The organism is Dyadobacter sp. LHD-138 (genome assembly GCF_030929615.1).
Classification (GTDB): Bacteria; Bacteroidota; Bacteroidia; order Cytophagales; family Spirosomataceae; genus Dyadobacter.
Genome location: NZ_JAVFVU010000031.1, coordinates 56938 through 75039, shown reverse-complemented (window position 1 = coordinate 75039; position 18102 = coordinate 56938). Strand labels below are relative to the sequence as shown.

Sequence of the window (18102 nt, the reverse complement as noted above, 5' to 3'; positions counted from 1 at the left end):
TTTGATTATTGACCGCTATGTTTTATAACATTCACACCCATCACAATGCTTCGGAAGCAGATGTTGTTTTCATTCAAAATCTGTACCAGGGTTTTGAAAAAGATATTACCGGGAATAAAATGAGCATGGGGCTGCATCCGTGGTATCTGGATGCAGACCATTTAGAACAGCAATGGGAAAGTCTGGAAAATAATGCCGGCCAGCCAGCAGTGCTTGCCATCGGTGAATGCGGGCTGGACAAACTTTCTTCCACCCCTTGGTCTTTGCAGCTTAATGCTTTTGAACGGCAGATAGCGTTGGCTCAGGCGTTGGCAAAACCACTGATCATCCACTGCGTGAAAGCCCATAGTGAAGTTTTATCACAGTTGAAGCATGTGAAGGTGCCGGTTATTTTCCATGGAATCAACAATAAGCTGTCCATTATTCAGCCGGTTATTGACCGCGGTTTTTATCTGTCTTTCGGAAAATCGCTGTTAGGTTTTAATGAGGCAATTCTTAAAACTTTTAAATCAACACCCCTGGAACAGGTTTTTTTGGAAACCGATGATGCCGATGTGGACATCAGAGAAATTTATAAATCCGCGGCGCGGATTAAGAATATAGCTGAAAAAGAGATTCTTTTGCAGCTCGAAAAAAACTTTTTAAACGTATTTGACCGATCATGGAAGATTTCGCCTGGCTGTCCCGAACCGAATTGTTAATTGGAAGAGAAAAATTAGTCAAACTTAGCAAAGCGCATGTTTTGGTGATTGGGTTGGGCGGCGTGGGATCCTTCGCAGCGGAATTTATTTGCAGAGGCGGCGTGGGTACGATGACCATCGTAGATGGCGACATTGTCGATCCAAGTAACAGGAACAGGCAATTGCCTGCACTTTCGACCAATCACGGTGAAAGCAAAGCGGATATTATGGCGGAGCGTTTGAAGGCGATTAACCCTGAATTGACGCTCCATGTGATTAAGACATTTATCAATCCGGACGCTGTCGCAGACATGCTTTCTGCATATCCCTATGACTACATCGTCGACGCCATTGACAGCGTAACGCCTAAAATTACTTTTTTAAAAGAAGCATTTCAGCGTAAGATGCGCATCGTGAGTTCGATGGGCGCGGGGGGAAGGATCGACCCTACCCTGTTAAAGGTCGTTGATATTTCTAAAACCTTCAATTGTAATTTTGCCCAGCAGATCAGGAAGAACCTGAAAAAGGAAGGGATTTATAAGGGAATTAAAGCTGTTTTTTCGACGGAAGAGCAATTGAAAGAATCCTTGATGCTGACGGACGGCAGTAACTATAAAAAGTCAGCATACGGTACGATGTCCTATTTGCCGGCGACTTTTGGCGCAACTTGCGCTTCGGTAGTGCTTCGGGATTTGATTGAGATTTGAGCTGAATTTGAAAATTTCCTTGGAAGAATAGTGCCAACGCCCGGCAATGAATGCTAGAATTCATTACCCGGCGTTGGGTTGATAGCACTAGAGGACCAATTTTTTAACAAATTATCTCTTTTTCAACGAAGTGGCATAATAAGGCTCCAGATGTTTGAACATAGCCTCCCTGAATTCGAAGGAGGTGCCATTGCGCATCACTTCCAGCAGATCTCTGTGGGTTACGGGTTTGGATATTTCTACATGAACCTTTTCTTTATAATAGTCGGTGAACACATGATTGAAGACGGGCATGAGCAAAATTTGAAACCTTTTGAAGGTATCATTGCCCGTCATTTCATACAGTTTTCCGTGAAAGGCTATTTCTTCTTCTTTGGTTGCCTCGAAGTCATTGCTTTGCAGGGAGACAATCGCTTCCAGTTCTTCAATGTCTTTTTCGGTTTTACGGGCAAACAGGAACTCGGCTATACCCATTTCGAGGATTAGCCTTAATTCAAAGATGTTTTTTAAATTTTCGGTCCCCAATATAAAAGGATTGAGGACTTTTTCCATGCCGGTTAACAGATCCGGCTGAGACATAATCATGCCTTTTCTGGGACGGGTTTCAATCATGCCCAACATACGCAGGCGGCTCAAAGCTTCGCGCACCACATTCCGGCTTACGTTCAGTTTTTTAGCCATCTCCATTTCATTGGGGAGGGAATCTCCTGGTTTGAACGCATTTTGTTCAAAATATTCACGGAGGATATTTTCCACCCGATCGGTCATTGATAAGCTTTCAAGGGGCTCTAGCATGTCGCTGTGATAACGTTTTTTATCTTTTTTACTCTCTCAGTATGAAGCTGCAAAAGTAACATTATTATGCCCATATGACTATGAAAATTTATTTTACATACAATTCCTTTTATATTAAAATACTATTATTACATTTGTCCTACAAATGAAATTAAGAATAAAATTTGTTGTTTCTAGTAAAAGGTGGTATAAAATATTTATGATTTGAACTTTTATGTATATGAAAACAAAGCGGAAGTTTGTTTGTCCATTGATTATCCTTTGCTGTATATTGTTTGGCCTGGTGCCAGGCGCTCTAGCGCAGCAACAGGTTAACGGCGTGGTCAGGTCTGGTGAAGACAAATCGGTGATGCCATTTGTAACAATCGTAGTCAAAGGAACCCAGCAGGGTGTAAATACGGATGCGGAAGGCAGATATTCCGTGCATGCGGGGACCGGACAGGTACTGATTTTTAGTTTTGTAGGCTACCAGACTCAGGAAATTACGCTGGGGGCCCAAACAACGGTGAATGTTTTTTTACAACCGGATCAAAAAAATCTAAATGAAGTAGTGGTAATCGGTTATGGATCGCAGTCCAGAGAAAACGTTACTTCGGCCATCTCTAAGCTCGATACTAAAGTTTTGGAGAACGTTCCCTACGCCAATGCCGCCTCTGCTCTTCAGGGGAGCATTGCCGGGGTAAGGGTACAAAGCACGTCGGGGCAACCCGGCGCGGCACCTCGTGTGATACTCCGGGGCGGGACATCCATCAATAATCCCAACGGCGCGGCTCCATTGTATGTTATAGACGGGGTGATCAGACCTAACATGAACGATATCAGCTCGGAGGAGATTGAGTCGATGCAGGTTTTGAAAGATGCGGCTTCTACTGCCATTTATGGAGCGAGGGCTTCGAATGGTGTGGTTATTTTGACGACAAAATCGGGGAAGGCGGGGAAAATCCGGGTCTCTTATCAGCACAATCATTCGTTCTCTCAGTTGGTTAAGGGGTATGATCTGGCATCAGCTGCCGATTACATCGCCTACCAGCGTCAGGGAGTTGTTGCTACTTCACAGGTATCGGGGAACTCCGCTTACCTGACATATCTTACCGGTAGTATGGGCTTTGGTACGGGCAATGACCTCAGCAAAAATACAGCCTATACACCCCAGCTCCTTACGGATGCCAACCGGCACAAACTCAATGAGGGTTGGGAAAGCATGGCGGATCCGCTTGATCCTTCAAAAACCATTATCTATAAAGGGACTGATTTTCAGGATGTATTATTCCGTACCAGTGTGTCTCAGAACCACCATGTATCCCTATCAGGAGGTTCTGAAAAAGCGACTTTTAGTGCAGGCCTTGGTTATATGAAGGCAGAGGGTATTGCCATTGCTACGAAATACAACCGGCTTACTTTTGATCTTAACGGCGATTTGCATGTGAACGACCGGCTTAAATTTTTCGGAAGGATGATGTATTCCAATTCGGGGAATAATCAGGTCTTCTCAAATAACAGTATTTTCGAAAGGTCGATCGGCGTGGCACCTACGACCAAGTATACCTACGAAGATGGTTCGCTGGCACCGGGTCTGGGGCAATCCATAGGCAATCCGGCTTATCATTTGGATAAATTAAAGGGTAAAAACAGTACCGATAACCTTTCCATTGCAATAGGCAGCCATTGGGAAATCCTACCGGGGCTATCATTCGATCCGCAATTGTCGATTTATAAAACCGATGGTAACAGCCGGTCATTTCAGGAGGCATATTACAACGGGCCAACGTCGTATATCAGCACCCGTGCAGCAACCGGAACGTACGGAAAGCGTACGCAATACCAGGCGGATGCGGTGTTATCTTATGCCAAATCTTTTGGAAAAGGACATAATCTGGATGCAAAAGTCGGATTGTCGTTTTTTCAGCGGGATACCGTGAGCTTGTATGCGGCCGGTCAGGGGGCATCTTCGGACCTGATACCGACGCTGAATTCTTCGGCGGTACCGGTTTCCGTTTCGGGGTCGGAAAGTCAGCAGGTACTGGTGGGCTATTTTTCAAGGATCAATTACGATTATAATGGGAAATACATGGTGTCATTCAGTGCGCGATACGACGGTGCTTCAAATCTTGGTGCAACCCACCAATGGGGATTTTTCCCGGGCGTATCGGCTGGCTGGAACCTGCACAAAGAAGAATTTTGGAAGAATATTCCTGAAAACCTGCTTCGGTTAAAACTTCGGGCAAGTTATGGTATCAATGGAAACATTAGCGGGCTGGGCGACTTTCAATCCCAGGGTCAATACGGTGTAGGTTCGCAGTACAACGGGAACGCGGGGATCACCAACACGATTTTACCTAATCCAAACCTGCAATGGGAACGATCAAAAACGATCGACTTCGGTACCGATATCGGGCTGATTGACAACCGTATCAATATTATGTTTGATTATTATCGTCGTGTAACAGACAATCTGATAACGAACCTAAGTCTGCCGCAATCTACCGGTTTTGCTGCGGTGAGTACGAATTTGGGAAGTTTGGAAAACAAGGGAGTAGAACTTGAAATAAGAGCGGCTATCCTGCCGGTATCATCTACCCTGCAATGGGTTGTTTCCTTTAATGCTGCCAAAACGAAACAAAAAATACTTAAACTACCCGATAACCTGAATGAGAATAACCGGATTGGCGGCGTACAGATTTGGGACGAAAAACTGGGTGCGCTGGCCTGGAAAGGCGGTCTTCAGGAAGGCGGCCGGGTTGGCGATATGTTTTCTTACAAGCAACTGGGGATTTATGCAACCGACGAAGAAGCAGCAAAAGCGCCAGTCGACAACCTTATTTCAAGAGCCAGGAAAACCAAATACGGCGGGGATGTAAACTGGCTCGATGCGGATGGCAACGGTATTATTGATGCTACCGACAGGGTGTATGTAGGAAATCCATATCCGGTATGGACCGGAGGTTTCTCAAACTCGCTTACCTATAAAGGGATTAATTTGTTTGTAAGAATGGATTATACCACCGGACACACAATTTTCAATTACCCACGGGCTCAAATGATAGGCCAGTTTCAGGGAGATGTTGCGATATCCAAAGAAGCGCTGGGTTCATGGAAGAAACCGGGTGATGTTACCGATGTTCCCAAATATTACTGGGCTGATCAGAACGCACAGAACAACCTTTTCAGAGGGGCATTGTCGGCCAATGGCGGGAATTCCAGGTATTACGAATCGGGAGATTTCCTTAGTTTGAGAGAGGTTTCGCTGAGCTATGAGTTGCCAAAGAGTTTGTTGCGCAAGGTGAAGGTAAGTAATCTCCGGTTTAACCTGACTGCCAATAACCTGGGCTATTTAACGAAATATAAGGGGCTAAATCCTGAGGATGGTGGTACCGACCGTGGCAGGTATCCGATACCACGCACATTCATTTTGGGAGTTAATGTTTCTATCTGATAATTGTATGATTATGAAATTGATATCTAAATACTTAAATCTGAAAATAGCGGTCCTGGCCATTTTTATGGTTTCGTGCAGCGATAACCTTGACCTGAAACCGACGAGTGTGATCAGTAACGCGTCTTTTTGGAAGACCGAGGACAATGCCACCGGAGGTTTGAATGGTATGTATGTCAACTTGCGGGCTCAGGCTACCAAAAATTTGTTTCTTCTGGGCGAGGCAAGAAGTGAAACCGTAGGAAGTGGTGTTCAGGGGCTGGACGGCCGGGATGCCTATTATCTGAACCAGCTGAATGCCACCAATGCGGGGCCTAACTGGCAGGGAATGTACACGATCGTGCATCATGCCAATCTGATCCTCAAATATGTACCGGACATTCCGTTTTCGTCCGAAGCGTCAAAAAACAATATTTTGGCACAGGCCTACGCCATGCGGGCCTACGTATATTTCTGTATGGTGAAAACATGGGGGGCACTTCCAATTGTTACCGAACCCACAGAAGATTTTAGTCCGGAAGCAATTCAGAAGGAAAGAGCCCCGGTTGAGTCGGTTTTTGCGCTGATAAAAAAGGATATAGACGCAGCAAAGGACTTGTTTTCAAATAATTCTTTTGCTGCTGGCCGGAACATGTGGTCGAAGCCCGCGCTAAATGCTTTGAAAGGAGAAGTTTATTTATGGACCGCCAAAAGACTTGCCGGGGGACAAGCAGATTTTGCCGTGGCTTTGGGCGCTTTAAATGAAGTAAAAGCGGCAGATGTATCGCTGTTAGACAATTACAGCAGCATTTTTGAGTATGCCAATAAGGGAAATAAGGAAATTTTGCTTGCTGTAAACTTCAAACAAAATGAGGTGACAGACAATGACTATGCGAACATGTACTTTCCGGCTACCTACATACCCAAGGATATGGACAGCGAAACGTCCGCCGCGCTTGGGGTAGCGGCCGGGCTGAACACATGGGCACCCGCTGAGGCCTTTCGCAGTCAGTTTACCAGTGATGACCAGCGTAAAAATGGCACTTTTAGGGAGATTTACTCCTCTGTAACCGGAACACGAAAGTTTTTTGGCTCCTTCAATGTTAAGTTTAAAGGCCTTATCAATGCCGGCGCGCGGTTGTTCCTCGATGACTACGTTGTCTACCGATATGCTGATGTGCTTTTGATGATCGCAGAAGCAAAAAACGCAATGAGCCAGGATCCTGCTGTGGAAATAAATCTGGTGAGAAAACGTGCTTATCAGACCAATTTTGCAATGCACGAATTTGTTTCAGGAACCAAAGATGCAAATGACGAGGCAATCTTAAAAGAAAGAATGCTTGAGCTTGGCCTGGAAGGAAAACGTTGGTGGGATCTTTTACGATTTGGTAAGGCGTTCGAGAAAGTAGCCTCGTTAAAGGATAGAAATACACAGGATTACCTTTTATTATTTCCGATTCCGGAGTCGACATTAAGTCTGGAATCAAAGGTTAAGCAAAATCCTGGCTACAATTGAAGCGTGGACAGATCGCCGCACAATGAACGATTAAGTAAATATTTTAAATGATGATGCATACAAAAAAAATGTTGTTGACGGTGCTGATGATCCTGACGAATATCACGTTTGTCCTGGCTCAGGAGGGTGTTGTTTTCGATGAAAAAACCGGAAGCATTACGTCCAATGATCTTTGGATACCTAAAAACACGGAGGAACTGAAAGGTCTTGGCCAAACTGGTCCTTTTATCCGTTTACAGGATGGCGGTATTCTGACTGTTAACGAAACAAAAAGTCTTATCAGCAGGAATGAAGGTAAAACTTGGGAGGAATATCAGATTTTTAGCAAACCCGAAGCTTTCCATATTTCGGGCGAAAGGGTTTTGCTTCAGACCAAAACCGGTGTGGTGATCCTGGCCTTTATGAATATGAAGGAGGCAACCAAGCTGCAATGGCAAAAGGAAGTTTCGGATTTCCCGGACGCAATTCTGCCCACCTATGCGGCCCGAAGCCTGGACGGTGGAAAGACCTGGCAGGATATTAAAAAGCTCCATAACACCTGGACGGGTGCCGTCAGGACCATCATTGAAACCCGCAACGGGAATATTGTTTTCACTTCGATGATGATGTTCCATAACCCTTGTCACCATACCGTGCTTACTTATACTTCTTTCAATGACGGACAGGACTGGACACGGTCAAACATCATCGATCTGGGAGGAAAGGGTGATCATAGTGGGGTAACGGAATCCACGATCACACAGTTAAAGGATGGCAGAATATGGCAGCTGATGAGAACCAACTGGGGCACTTTCTGGGAGGCTTTTTCAAGTGATGAGGGCCTGACCTGGAAGGATATCAGAACCACGACCATAGACGCAAGTTCTGCACCCGGGTTGCTTAAAAGAATGGAAAGCGGCCGTTTGGTGCTTTTATGGAACAGACGTTTTCCATTTGGCAAAAATACTTATCCGTTAAGAGGCGGTGATGGGCAGTTTTCCGAGATAGCGGCAAGCAATCACAGAGAGGAATTATCCATTGCATTTTCGGATAATGAGGGGAAAACGTGGAGCACTCCCAAGGTAATTGCGAAGTCTTACAAACTTCAAAATGTCGACAGAGTCAAATCCTGGATTGCGTATCCGTTTGCTTTTGAGGCGAAACCCGGCGAATTATGGATCACAACCATGCAGGGAGGTTTGAAAATGAAGCTCCTGGAAAAAGATTTTATTGACGCAAAATAACAAACAGCGGGTTAGGTCCTGATAAAAAACAGAATCCTTATGAAACGTATATTTCAGTTTGGCGTTGTCATGCTTTTTGCTGTCTGCACGGTTTATCAAAGCCTGGGGCAGAAAGCCGGTAAATCTTTGTCACCTGAGCTGGCTCTTCAGCTCAATCCGGGGACCGATAATCCCAGAAACAGCGAAGGCGATTTTATTACCCTTCGGGATGGCCGGATTTTGTTTGTCTACACCCATTACACGGGCGTGTCAACGGATGATCACGCTCCCGCTTTTCTGGCCGGAAGATATTCATCGGATGGCGGCAAAACGTGGTCGGATAAGGACGATGTAATTTTAAAGGGTGAAGGGGATATGAATATCATGTCCGTTTCTTTTTTGAGAATGCAGAACGACAAAATTGCGATGTTTTACCTGAGAAAGAATGCCGAAACAGATTGTATCCCCATGGTCAGATTTTCAACGGATGAAGCCCGCACATGGAGTGAACCAACGGCATGTATTACTGACCGGAAAGGATACTTTGTATTGAATAACAATCGTGTGATCCAACTCGGCAATGGCAGGCTGCTAATGGCTGTTGCCCGTCACAGGACTCCGGATACCAAATGGGTTAATAAAGGGGCATTGTTTAGCTATTATTCGGACGACAGCGGGATTACCTGGAAGTCGGGGAACCAGATTCCGGATACAACTTCCATCGTGACCCAGGAACCGGGTGTCATTGAATTGAAAGACGGAAGGGTGATGATGTTCATCCGGGCAAGCGAAGGTTTTCAGATGCTTTCCTATTCGCGTGATCAGGGAGAAACGTGGAGTCACATCGAAACCAGCAATATTCATTCGCCCGTTTCTCCGGCGTCGATTGTCCGTATTCCGTCATCACGCAATTTGCTGATGGTTTGGAATAACAATAAAATAAGAGAAACCGGCTGGCATGGTGGAAAGAGAACGCCGCTGACCATGGCGATTTCCAGGGATGAAGGTAAAACCTGGATCAATAGCAGGGATATAGAAACAGACCCGGACGGCTGGTTTTGTTACACGGCCATTCATTTTACAAAAAAGGACGTCTTGCTTGGCTATTGCGCTGGAAGCCAATCTAAAAAGACACATTTGTCCGTTCTTAATATTACCCGGTTAAGCCAGAAAATGCTTGATCAGAAATAACAGAAGGGCGGGTCATGCGGAAGGTTATTTTTAAAACAATGATTATTGTGAGATAAATAAATGAGTGTAAACGGAGAATTTATCAAATATCAAAAGTTGTCCGGCGGGAGGCCCGGTCCGCGGCTTTTGCTGATTGCAGGCGTCCACGGTGACGAGTATGAACCGATGCTGGCCGCAACTGCGCTGATCAGCGAACTTGCTGAAATCCTGTCGGCAGGAGAGGTAATGGTGGTGCCCGTGGTCAATAGCAGCGCCTACCTCAGCCAGGCAAGATGTGGAGCTGATGGCCTCGATCTCGCCCGTACATGCCCCGGAAAGGAGAATGGAAGTATCACGGAGCAGACTGCCTATCACATCAGTAAGCTCATTAGGGAAGCCGACTATCTCGTGGATATGCATACGGGAGGACTGATGTATGATATTTTACCATTGGCCGGTTACATGTTACATCCGTCTGACGACGTATTGGAAAAACAGCGGAATATGGCCATGGCATTTAACCTGCCCATTGTTTGGGGAACAGAACCGGGTCCAGAAGGAAGAACCCTGTCCATTGCGCGCGATGCGCATATTCCGGCCATATATCTTGAGTACGGAGGCGGAACGGGTTTTCGCACACAGGTTGTACAGGCATACAAAGATGGCGTAGTTAATCTGTTGAAACATTTACAGATGATCGATAACCAGCCTGATACACTGCCTTTGAAAGGCCGTTACTGGTTAGAGGACCACCGCCTTGACAGTGGATTTCTGCAGGGAAAAATGCCTTCTCCGACCGACGGTATTTTTGAAAAGGATGTCAGCATAGGTGATGTGGTTTTAAGAGGACAAAAGTGGGGAAGCGTCATCAACCCGGTTTCTGGTGATTATACACCGGTTTACGCGGATATGGACGGGCTGGCCTTTCTGATACGCAATATTGTAAAAGTAAATCAGGGGGATTCTCTGGGAGGAATTTTACCTGTTCAGCAGATTGCAAAAACTGTGATTTATGAATAATAAAAAAGTAGTTTTTATCACGGGCGCAGCCGGTGGTATCGGAAAGGAAACGGCTTTAAGATTCGCAGAGGAAGGTTATGTCCTTGCGTTGTCAGATATCAATGCTGCTGCTTTACAGAAAGTATCGGTAGAAATACAAGAACAATTCGGGACGGAATGTTTGGTGCTCGCCGGCGACCTGGGTGATTTTGGTTTTCTGAAAAATTGTATCGATGAAACCGTAAAGAACTGGGGAAGGATTGATGTCCTGGTAAATAATGCAGCCTGGCGCACACTGCAAAGCATGCGTAATATGGAGTTGGAGGACTGGGAAAAAACATTGAGAATCTGTCTGACGGTACCGGCATTTCTCAGCAAGTGGGCTGCTGCTGTGATGGAACAAACCGGGCATGGCGGTGTAATTATCAATGTATCCAGCGTGATGTCGGAACGTCCATCGGGAATGGCTTCCGGTTATATTGCAGCCAAAGGAGGTTTGGAAAGCCTTACAAGGGAGCTCGCTGTAACCTACGGAAGAAGCGGGATAAGGGTGGTAAGCGTTTGTCCGGGTTATGTAGAAACTTCACTGAGCAATGATTATGAAGCGTCGGACGGGGAAAACATCAGTACCCGGCTGATCAATGATCTTACAGCGTTTATTCCCCTGAACCGGGGTGGTGCGCCAAGGGAAATTGCGGAGGCTATTTTCTGGCTGAGTTCAGAATCTGCATCGTATATCACAGGAACATCACTGGTAATCGACGGCGGCTTTAAGCCGAATTTTAGTAAGTATTCAAGTAAAAAATTACAATTCCCGAACGAATTTTGAACACAATCTGGAAATATGAAAGGTTCCTGCCCCAGGTAGCTGAACCTTACCGTGTACTGCTGGGAGAAGGCCAGACGCCTTTGGTAAAATCAAAATCCATAGGCAAGGCGCTTGGGATTAATAACCTGTATTTTAAGCTCGAAAATCTGAACCCGACCGGTTCTTACAAGGATCGTTTTGCCTCAATTCTGGTAAGTGAAATGGTAGCCAGGGGCCAGAAAGTTTGTATTGCGACTTCCAGCGGAAACACCGGAGCGGCATTGGCAGCCTATTGTGCGGCTGCGGGAATAATCTGTATCATCGTTGTGGTGGACGGCGCACCGTTGCCGAAGGTAAAACAAATGCAGCTTTACGGCGCCCATATTTTAATGGTGAAAGGGTTTGGGAAAGACCCTGAGGTTACAGCCCGGATTTTCGATGAACTGGAAACGATAAGTAAAGCACAAGGACTTCCTTTGCCCATCAGCGGATACCGTTATTGTCCGTCGGCCATGCAGGGTGTACAAACGATTGGTTATGAAATTGCGGAAGAACTGGGAGATAAAAATTGCCATATTTTTTCTCCGGCAGGCGGTGGTGGCCTTACCCTGGCTGTTACCAAAGGTGTGCTTACCGGCGGAAATTCGGCCACAACGAAAGTAAGCTGTGTGCAGCCAGAAGGGAATGACACGATTGCGTCTGCGATCAGAGAACTGCGGGCTCATGCCAATGCCGTAAAATATTCCACCACGGCTGTGAGTGGCCTGCAGGTAGCCAATGTGCTCGACGGAGACGCGGTGGTCGGGAATGTAAGGTTACTGGGTGGAAACGGATATGTCGTTGCAGATGAAGCGGTTTTTGGCTGGCAGAAAGCTCTGGCACGTCAGGAAGGAATTTTTTGCGAACCAGCGGCCGCCGTTGCGCTGTCCGGTTTGAGCCTAGCGCTAAAAAGGCAGGAGGTCGATCAGGATGATGCCGTTGTGTGCCTGATCACGGGAAGCGGCTTTAAAGACATGTTGTCTGTAGAAAATAATTTTTCATTGGCGGCGGTATCTCCGCTGGATGAAAAAGTTGCCATTGAAAGCATTTTAAAATTTTTATAATTACAATCAACCAAGCTATGAGCAGCAGCACGAGTATTTTTAAGGGCGTATGGCCAGCACTTTTTACGCCGATTCATCCCGACGGAGCTTTAAACGTTAAGGAATTGGAGAAACTCCTTGAACTAATGATCGTTCAGGAGCTGGATGGTATATATTTACTGGGTTCTACGGGCCAGGGGTTTTTGTTCAGCGAAAAAGAACGGAAAGAAATTGCCAGCGCGACCATCGAAATTGTCAATAACCGTCTTCCGGTTATGGTTCAGGTGGGAGCCATGAGCACAGACGAATCCATTCGTCTGGCTAAACATGCTGCGGGACTGGGTGCGTGCGGAATATCATCGGTAGGGCCCATTTATTATGGGAGCAATGCGCAAATGGCATTTGAACATTACAAGCTTATTGCCGGGGCGACTGAGGTTCCCTTTTTTCCATACCAGATCGGAAATGCGGCCAGTGGAGAAATGATTGATAATTTACTATCATTGCCACAAGTTTTAGGAATGAAGCTTACGACCGATAAAATGTTGGAAATAAGCTCGATCAGAAACCGGGTTGGAGACAAATGGAAACTTTTCAGCGGAGCCGACGAGCTGATATGTCAGGCGGCTTTATGCGGTACGGTGGGTGCTATTGGAACCACTTACAACATGTTTGGACCTACGTGTAAGCAGATCCGTCAGCGGTTTTTGGATGGCGAAACACAGATGGCTGTCGATTTTATGTTGACTTTCCAGAAATTTATTGAAAAGATTTTGCCTTACGCCTGGTCCTTCTTCAATAAATCGATGCAACTGCGCCATAACATCACCATCGGAGAGGCCAGAAGACCATTGATGAGCCATAAGCTTCCCTGGACGGATCAGGAAATTATTGCCATGATGGACGAGGTTGACCGGTTTTATATACCCGCCAGCAACACTGTCGCCGCGCATTGATCGTGTAATAAATCTTTTGTGTAATATTCGCCCTGAATTGACTTACTCCATATGAAAGCAGAAAAACTTTTAGAAAGCAAGCCCTCGACTTATGCGTGGACCGTTGTGGCGCTGCTTTGTTTGGTAGGCTGCCTGAACTATCTTGACAGGATGATGATTACGACGATGCGTAGCTCGATCATCGATGCAATACCCATGTCTGATACGCAGTTCGGGTTGCTTACCTCGGTTTTTTTGTGGATATATGGATTGTTAAGTCCGGCAGCGGGTTTTCTGGCTGATCGTTTTAGTAGAAGCAAAGTAATTATTGGCAGTCTGTTTGTATGGTCGCTCGTAACATGGCTTACCTCGCAGGTAACCACTTTCGAGGAATTGCTGGCTACACGTGCCTTAATGGGCGTGAGCGAAGCCTGTTATATCCCTGCGGCACTTGCTTTAATCATGGATTATCATCCCGAAAAGACTAAATCATTGGCGGCCGGTATCCATATGGGCGGTGTGATGATAGGACAAAGTCTGGGTTTTGTCGGGGGCTGGCTGGCTGAAAATCATTCCTGGAATTTTGCCTTTACGATATTCGGCGGGTTCGGGATTATCTATTCGGTGATTTTGGTACTTACCCTGAAAGATCCTGTCAAGGGGGCGAATGGAGCCATCGCAGCCGTGGATAAAAGCCGGGATATTGGTTTCAGAAACGCAGTCAGAGCGCTTTTTACCCAAAGAGCCTACGTACTTGCCATTCTATACTGGTCGCTGATCAGTATCGTGGGTTGGGTTGTCGTAGGCTGGCTTCCCACTTATTTCAAGGAACATTTTTCACTTTCACAAAGTGCTGCCGGTGTGTACTCTACCGGGTATTTTCATGCCGCTTCTTTGGCAGGTGTACTGCTTGGCGGTTACCTGGCCGACCGTTGGAGTAGGCGCAATCCAAGAGCACGTATACTGGTGCCGCTGTATGGATTACTGATCGGCGCCCCCGCCATTTTTCTGGCAAGCAATACAGCGGTTTTATCGGTTGCGATTGCGTGTTTCATGTTGTTTGCATTGACACGCACATTCTCCGATGCCAATATGATGCCAATTCTGAGTATGATTGTCGATGCCCGTTACCGTGCAACGGCCTATGGTATTCTGAATATGTTCAGCTGTATCGTGGGCGGACTAGGCATTTATGCGGGCGGATGGCTGCGGGATGCGCAGGTAGACCTTTCCCTGATGTTCAAGGTGGCTTCCGGGATCATGTTATTGTGTACGGTTGTCTTATGGTATATTAAAATAGGAAATAACGGGCAAATCAATTCAAATGAATCTAAAATATGAATTTTGACGAATTAAAAGAAAAACTCTACGTGGCAGTGTTATCTGATGTGCTTGACCAGCTTGGGTATAAGCAGCAGGCGACCAGAACATCTTTTCATGCCTATACAGGTATCAATAAGATTATGGGCCGATGTAAAACGACCCTGTGGACGGACATGTATGATACAGATCAAAATCCTTATGAACTGGAATTACAGGCCGTGGATTCCTGCCAGCCGGGCGACATTCTGATTGCCGCAGCGGGAGGTTCCAACCGTTCAGGAATCTGGGGAGAGCTTTTGTCGACAGCAGCCAGGAACAGCGGGTGTTTGGGGGTGATCGTGCACGGATCCGTACGCGATATCGATAAGATGCGTGATATGCAGTTCCCGGTGTTCGCTACGGGCAAAAATCCTTACGACAGCCAGAACCGCCAGCGGGTGGTGGATGTGGACGTGGTTGTGGAAATCGATGGTGTGAAATTTGCACCGGGCGATTTGGTAATGGCCGATGAGGACGGGATCGTTGTCGTGCCGCAGCATTTGGAGGAGCAGGTGATCAAGGCAGCCCTGGAAAAAGTGTCCGCTGAAAACATCACCCGCGATGCAATAAAAAATGGAATGAAAGCAACAGAAGCCTATTTAAAATACGGAGTATTATGAGTTCAAAAATAGTAGTAAAGGGAGACAACCTCCCTAAAAGCCATTTGCCATTTTCGCCGGGCATTATTGCCGGCGATTATCTTTTTGTTTCAGGTCAGGCATCCGTGGATGATACAGGCAAGATTGTGACCGACACGTTTGCCGGGGAATGCCGCCGCTCTTTCGACAACCTTAAAAAAATTGTTGAGGCCGCAGGTGCCAGCCTGGACGATGCCGTTCAGGTTCGCAATTATGTGTCTAAACAGGAAGATCTGGTAGAATTCAACGCCATTTACAGAGAATATTTCAAAGAACCATTTCCGGCCAGAACTACCCTGATCGGTTGTCTGGGTGATATCCTTAAGTTCGAGGTTGATGTAGTGGTTTATATTGGAAAATAAGTGTAGCCAACAGCTCATGGCCATTAGCTCATAGCTTTTGGCCATGAGCTGGCTATCAGTAGTCGCTAAAAGCAACAATTTATGTCAGTAAAGTCGACAAATGCCAAACGGGTTGCCTTGCTCGGCATTTACCACGAAACCAATACTTTTATAAATCTTCCAACCACTTTGGACGATTTTAAAAGTGGTTACTGGTTGGAAGGCGAAGCCATCCGTGCCGGATTTGAAGGGGGCCACCACGAGATCAGCGGCATAATAGAAGTACTCGACGGTTGTTCCGACATGGAACTCGTGCCGGTGTTGTATGCATCTGCAACGCCGGGCGGTCTTATTGAGAAGGCATCTTACGAATACATCGTGCAGGCCATGATGGAGGCGCTGGATCAGGCAGGTGTTGTGGACGGCTGTATCGTTGTTCCCCACGGTGCAGGTGTGGCAGCAGGTTATCCGGATATGGATGGGCATTGGCTGAGCCTACTGCGTGAAAAAATGGGAAGCTCAATACCCATGATCGGCACCCTTGATCCGCACGCCAATGTGAGTGAAGCGATGACATCAGCCACCAATGCACTGGTGGCCTATGCGACAAATCCCCATATTGATCAAAAAGAAACGGGACGCAAGGCTGCGGGTTGGATGGTAGAAACATTAAGGGGAAATATCCGGCCTGTGCAGCAATTGGTACAGCTTCCTTTGGCAATCAGTATTGAACAGCAGTATACTTCGCAAGACCCTTGCAGGAGCCTGTATGTTCATGCCGATAATGTCCGGTTGGATAATAACCTTTTGTCTGTGAGTGTAATACTGGGATTTCCCTATGCCGATGTCGTTGAAATGGGTTCTGCTTTTATTATCGTTAGTGATGGGAGAGTAAATGACAATGCAATAGCTATAAACAAGGCATGTGCCGATGAACTGGCTGGTTTTATATTGGCCGGAAAAGAAGACTTCAGTGGTGAAAAAGTTTCAATTGGGTCCGTGATGTCTACACTTGCCAGTTTACCCAAGCCGGTTCTTATGCTGGATATGGGCGATAACGTAGGAGGTGGCGCACCCGGCAACAGCACTTTCCTGCTTGAAGCACTGGAAGAGGAGACTGCCAGTCAGGCATTTATTTGCATTCATGATCCGCAGGCAGTTTTGCAGTCGGCAAAATACAAAGCCGACGACTTTTTTGAACTCAGTATTGCAGGGGTTGACAAAATCTGTCGTGTCGGGGCCGAACTTTTACAACTGGTGGATGGAAAATTTACTGAAAATACACCAAAACACGGCGGTTTTTCGGGCTATGACATGGGCCCCACGGCCATTGTGAAAACGCTGAAAGGCAATGTGATCATGCTAACGACCCACCGAACGCCACCATATAGTTTGGGGCAGCTCACGGGCTTTGGTCTTGATCCGGGTTCTTTCGGAGTTATCGTGGCCAAAGGCGTAAATGCGCCCATCGCGGCATACAAAGAGGTTTGCCCATCCATTGTGCAAGTCGATACACCCGGTGTAACTCAGGCGGATATGACGCTGTTTACCTATCACAACAGAAGGAAACCCATGTTCCCATTTGAATCTGGAGATTTATGAATAGTTACGTAACGAGGAAACTGCTGGATCTTCCCTACTACACCGAAGGACCGGCCGTGGGAAAAGACGGAGATTTTTTTTTCTCAACATTGTCCGGCGGAATGATTGGGAAATACGATGTGGACGGGCATTACAGTGAATGGGCTAAGGCGCCTTGCCCCAATGGACAGATCATTTTGGCCAACGGCGAGCACTGGTTTTGCGATAGCGGATCTTCGGCCATAAGCCGGTACAGTCCTTCCGGAAATTTTATGGGATATCTCGTCGAAGGCGTTTGCGCGGGTGTAAAGGCTAGTACGCCCAATGACCTGGTTGCCGATTCGCGGGGTAACGTATACTTTACCGATTCGATTCGGGAAAATGGGAAGGTCTTTTTTAAAGGTTATGACGGAGGCGAATATCTTCTGGCGGAGGGGATAGATTATGCCAACGGTCTGGTACTTTCACGGAATGAAAAATACTTGTTTGTCGCAGAAAGCTTCAGGAACCGCATCCTACGTATTGAATTAAGTGCGCCTGGAATCACCAAAAAGGCCGTGGAAGTTTTTGTGGAGCTGCCCCGTCATACATCCGGAGTAATGACGGACAATTTACCGGATGGTTTGGCCATGGACCAGGAAGGCCGTTTGTGGGTGGCCCATTATGGTATGGGTATGGTGCAGGTAATTTCCCCGGATGGGGTTCTCCTGCAAAGTGTAGAAACTTCCTTGCCTTTGACGAGTAATCTTTGTTTTATCGCCGATGCACCTCAAATTAAAACCCTGTTGGTTACCGGCGGATACGGCGAGCCAGGGCCGGGTGCTGTTTTTGAACTGACCGTTTATTTTCACGACAAAGAGTGAAGGCTATGAAT

At 46.6% G+C, this 18102-nt stretch carries 16 protein-coding genes; 15 read left to right on the top strand and 1 reads right to left on the bottom strand.

Annotated elements, in window-relative coordinates:
• Positions 1–17 precede the first annotated feature (17 nt).
• Entirely contained in the window at positions 18–701 is a 684-nt protein-coding gene (locus tag RB622_RS21645; protein WP_308048764.1) for a TatD family hydrolase, read from the top strand.
• Complete coding sequence (locus tag RB622_RS21640; protein ID WP_308048762.1) at positions 662–1387, top strand: tRNA threonylcarbamoyladenosine dehydratase; 726 nt, start codon at positions 662–664, stop codon at positions 1385–1387. The genes RB622_RS21645 and RB622_RS21640 overlap by 40 nt, the downstream gene beginning before the upstream one ends.
• A gap of 111 nt (positions 1388–1498) precedes the next feature.
• On the opposite strand, the gene RB622_RS21635 is transcribed toward RB622_RS21640, so the two are convergent.
• A complete protein-coding gene (locus RB622_RS21635) occupies positions 1499–2182 on the bottom strand; it encodes a GntR family transcriptional regulator (protein ID WP_308048761.1) in 684 nt (227 codons plus the stop codon).
• 220 nt (positions 2183–2402) lie between these two features.
• On the opposite strand from RB622_RS21635, the gene RB622_RS21630 reads away from it, so the two are divergent.
• From RB622_RS21630 to RB622_RS21570, 13 genes are all read left to right on the top strand, one after another.
• On the top strand, positions 2403–5615 hold the full coding sequence (locus RB622_RS21630) for a TonB-dependent receptor (RefSeq protein ID WP_308048760.1): 3213 nt from the start codon (positions 2403–2405) through the stop codon (positions 5613–5615).
• A gap of 13 nt (positions 5616–5628) precedes the next feature.
• Positions 5629–7110 carry a RagB/SusD family nutrient uptake outer membrane protein gene (locus RB622_RS21625; RefSeq protein WP_308048758.1) on the top strand — a complete coding sequence of 494 codons (1482 nt, stop codon included), beginning with the start codon at positions 5629–5631 and terminating at the stop codon, positions 7108–7110.
• Between the two features lie 47 nt (positions 7111–7157).
• Complete coding sequence (locus RB622_RS21620; RefSeq protein ID WP_308048757.1) at positions 7158–8333, top strand: sialidase family protein; 1176 nt, start codon at positions 7158–7160, stop codon at positions 8331–8333.
• Between the two features lie 39 nt (positions 8334–8372).
• Positions 8373–9503, top strand: coding sequence for a sialidase family protein (locus RB622_RS21615; protein ID WP_308048756.1), 1131 nt, complete (start codon positions 8373–8375; stop codon positions 9501–9503).
• 60 nt (positions 9504–9563) lie between these two features.
• Entirely contained in the window at positions 9564–10502 is a 939-nt protein-coding gene (locus tag RB622_RS21610; protein ID WP_308048755.1) for a M14 family metallopeptidase, read from the top strand.
• Entirely contained in the window at positions 10495–11310 is an 816-nt protein-coding gene (locus RB622_RS21605) for an SDR family oxidoreductase (protein ID WP_308048754.1), read from the top strand. The genes RB622_RS21610 and RB622_RS21605 overlap by 8 nt, the downstream gene beginning before the upstream one ends.
• Entirely contained in the window at positions 11307–12392 is a 1086-nt protein-coding gene (locus RB622_RS21600; RefSeq protein WP_308048753.1) for a pyridoxal-phosphate dependent enzyme, read from the top strand. Before RB622_RS21605 ends, RB622_RS21600 begins: the two co-directional genes overlap by 4 nt.
• Positions 12393–12409: 17 nt before the next feature.
• Entirely contained in the window at positions 12410–13327 is a 918-nt protein-coding gene (locus tag RB622_RS21595) for a dihydrodipicolinate synthase family protein (protein ID WP_308048752.1), read from the top strand.
• A gap of 51 nt (positions 13328–13378) precedes the next feature.
• Entirely contained in the window at positions 13379–14647 is a 1269-nt protein-coding gene (locus RB622_RS21590; protein WP_308048751.1) for an MFS transporter, read from the top strand.
• Positions 14644–15288, top strand: coding sequence for an RraA family protein (locus RB622_RS21585; RefSeq protein WP_308048750.1), 645 nt, complete (start codon positions 14644–14646; stop codon positions 15286–15288). The genes RB622_RS21590 and RB622_RS21585 overlap by 4 nt, the downstream gene beginning before the upstream one ends.
• A complete protein-coding gene (locus RB622_RS21580) occupies positions 15285–15668 on the top strand; it encodes a RidA family protein (protein WP_308048749.1) in 384 nt (127 codons plus the stop codon). Before RB622_RS21585 ends, RB622_RS21580 begins: the two co-directional genes overlap by 4 nt.
• An 81-nt stretch (positions 15669–15749) precedes the next feature.
• On the top strand, positions 15750–17249 hold the full coding sequence (locus RB622_RS21575) for a M81 family metallopeptidase (protein WP_308048748.1): 1500 nt from the start codon (positions 15750–15752) through the stop codon (positions 17247–17249).
• Positions 17246–18091 carry an SMP-30/gluconolactonase/LRE family protein gene (locus RB622_RS21570; RefSeq protein WP_308048747.1) on the top strand — a complete coding sequence of 282 codons (846 nt, stop codon included), beginning with the start codon at positions 17246–17248 and terminating at the stop codon, positions 18089–18091. The genes RB622_RS21575 and RB622_RS21570 overlap by 4 nt, the downstream gene beginning before the upstream one ends.
• Positions 18092–18102: the final 11 nt, after the last annotated feature.